Here is a 3,264-nt window from a genome sequence, read left to right on the forward strand (position 1 = left end):
CACCAACACCGCCAGCATCATCTTCTCGAACAACGGCGCCAGCCAGACTGCCAACCTGAGCCGTACCAATGAAGGATGGTACAAGAGCGGTACCTGGTATTCGAGTCAACCGGCTGGTAAAGATGAACTTTCCACTGGTTCTGAAACACCAGAAACCATCATGCTGACCCAAAACTATCCGAATCCGTTCAACCCATCTACCTCGATCCGGTTCTACATGCCGGCAACAGGCGATGTAAAACTGACGGTTTATGACGTGCTGGGCCACGAAGTGAGAACGCTGACAAACGGAACGCTTTCCGATGGATGGCACACCTTCACCTTTGATGCCACCGGACTGACCTCTGGTGTGTATTTCTACAGGTTGGAAAGTGAAAACTTCCAATCCATCAAGAAAATGACCCTCATGAAGTAATCTTCTTCCTGACTGCCGGCAAGTCCGGCAGTCAGGTTTTTTTTCTCTTTTGATGGAACCGCTTTCGGTTCCTGCCTCTCGTCCGATCGCAATCTCAAACAAATCTGTGGAAGGATTTACCCTATGTCTCGTTGGCTACACCCCTTACGGATGGCCATGGTTGTGTGCATACTTGCCATATCCTCGCTGTCTGCCGTTGCTCAAACCGTCGATTTCCGCAAGGAAACGATCTACTTTCTTATCACGACCCGCTTTTTCGATGGAGATGCCTCGAACAACCGCCCGAATGAGTGGTGCTCGTATGATCCATCCAATCCGAATCGCCTTATTTCAGATCCGAATGATGTGACCTGGCGTGGCGATTTCAAAGGATTGATTCAGAAACTGGATTACATCAAGGACATGGGCTTTACCGCCATCTGGATCACCCCGGTGGTTCAGAACCGTGGTCCGCTCGATTATCACGGCTATCATGCCTGGGATTTCACCAAGGTGGATCCCCGTCTGGAATCTCCCGGTGCCACTTTCCAGGACCTGATCAATGCGGTTCATGCAAAGGGAATGAAAATCGTTCTCGATATCGTCACCAATCACTCGGGACGCTTCGGAATCAAGGGTGTGGCCGAAATCAAATACAACACCGACCCGACCCAGCCATGGGGCAAAGGAAGCAATGGACTTCCTCTGCAGGACAATCCGAACTGGCAATATGATGGTCTGACTCCGAATCCGGCTGACGGAAAAATCTGGAGCCGTGCCAACCTTGCCAAAATGCCCGCCCCTTACAATTCCAATCTGGCCGCCTATAACTGGCCATCGACCGAATCTTTTGTAAACACCGTTGACGGTAACTGGTTCCACAAATCGGGCAACGGATTTGCTCAGGGATGGGATGATACCACCAACCTGTATCAGCGTGCGCTGGCAGGTGATTGCCCCGATCTGAACACCGAAAGTCCGCAGGTTCGCCAGTACATGGTCAATGCCTACAAGACCTTTATTCAGATGGGCGTTGATGCCTTCCGCTGGGATACCATTAAACATCAGAACCGCAATACCATTCAATACTTCATCGATCAGTTCAAAGCCATCAATCCGAACCTGTTCCTGTTTGGCGAAGTGGCCCAGAAACGTCATGAATTGCACAACGTGCAAGAAATCAATCCACACTGGTACACCTGGCGTGGGAACGTGGGAAGCTCGGCTAACTCGGGCATGGCAGTCATTGACTTTTATGCACAGGCCACTTTCCATAATGTGTTCGAGTATGGCGGCAGTTTTTCTTCTGTAAAAGATGCAGCCCGTTACGATCACCTGTATTCCGATCCATCCACCCTGGTCACCTGGCTGGATAACCATGATTTTGGTCCCAACAATGACTGGAACCGCCGGTATGGCGGAACCCCAGAGAACCTGGCCGCCGCTATGAATTTTATGTTCACCTGGCGCGGTATTCCCACGTTCTACTACGGAACCGAAGTTCAGTTTAAGCGGGGAGCCTATGCCGACATTCACGAATCGGCTGATATTGAAAAATCCCTTGATCTGACCGGTCGGGCGTATTTCGGACCCGAATTTGCCAACGCACCCAATCATAAAATTTACCAGCACATGAAAAAACTGAACGCCATCCGCAAGGCCGTTCCTGCCTTACAAACCGGCTCATGGTACTGGGCTGGTGGCGATCATGGAAATGGAGTTGGCTACGTTCGTGAATCGGGCAGCAGTTATGTGGCAGTTGGTCTGGCCAAAGACGGTCAGGTCACCTTTAACTTCTCGGGTCTGAAATACAACGGAACCTATCGTGATGCCGTAACCGGTGCATCGGTCAACGTTACCAACGGAACCCTCTCCTTCACCGTCTCCCCAGCTTCGGCCGGTATCTATGTGTATAACGGACCTGGACTGGTCGGTGCCCTCGGGGCAGGATTCTTCCAATCGTCATCGAACGGCGGCGGCGGCGGTGGCGGCGGAACCACCTCGGTTACTTTCAATCCGACAACCGCCACTGCAGGTCAGGCACTCACCGTTACCTACAACGGCACCCTGAATAACAGCAGCGTCGTGAATCTATACTGGGGATATGATGGATGGAAAGGGGTAACCACCACCGCCATGACCAAACAAACCGACGGCTCATGGAAAACCACCATCACCGTACCCACAGCAGCCACCACCGTTTTTGATTGTGTATTCAACAATGGAGCCGGTACCTGGGATAACAACAACAGTCAGGATTGGCATGTCACTGTCAACCCGGTCACCGTTGATAATCCGCCCACTGTTTCCATCTCTCCGGCTGGCGGAACGTATGCAAACAGCGTAACGGTTACGATCTCGGCCACCGATGATAAAACCACAACGCCGACCATCCGGTACACCACCAACGGAACGGCTGTCACCACCTCCAGTCCGCTTTACACCGGACCGCTGACTGTAACCGCAAACACCACGGTAAAAGCCAAAGCCTGGGATAACATTAATCAGGCATCCGGCGAGGCCAGCCAGACCTACACGATCACCACGGCAGGATCCTTCACGGTCCGGTTCAAGAAGCCGACCACCTGGGGAACCAATGTGAACGTTCACTTCTGGGATAAGCTTCCCGGCGGAACCGCCAGCACCTGGCCGGGCGTTGCCATGACAGCCGAAGCCAACAGCTGGTACAAGTACACCTTCAGCAGCACCACATCGACCAGCCTTCTTTTTGTTGATGCAGCCAACACCAGCAACAAAACGGCCGATCTGACCCGTTCTTCTGATGGATGGTATAAAGACGGTGCATGGTATACCTCGAATCCGGATAACAACCCACCGGTTCTGACCGTCAATCCGGCCAGCCAGACCAG

At 52.5% G+C, this 3,264-nt stretch carries 2 protein-coding genes; both read left to right on the forward strand.

Going from position 1 to position 3,264, the window contains the following annotated elements; translation table 11 throughout:
- Positions 1-415, forward strand: a 415-nt coding sequence (locus HUU10_15645) for a T9SS type A sorting domain-containing protein (protein ID NUQ83036.1), incomplete at its 5' end; no start/stop codon positions are given.
- Positions 416-538: 123 nt separating this feature from the next.
- A partial coding sequence (locus HUU10_15650; GenBank protein ID NUQ83037.1) for a starch-binding protein occupies positions 539-3,264 on the forward strand: 2,726 nt, incomplete at its 3' end.

This window comes from Bacteroidota bacterium, from assembly GCA_013360915.1.
In the GTDB taxonomy this organism is placed as follows: Bacteria; Bacteroidota; JABWAT01; order JABWAT01; family JABWAT01; genus JABWAT01.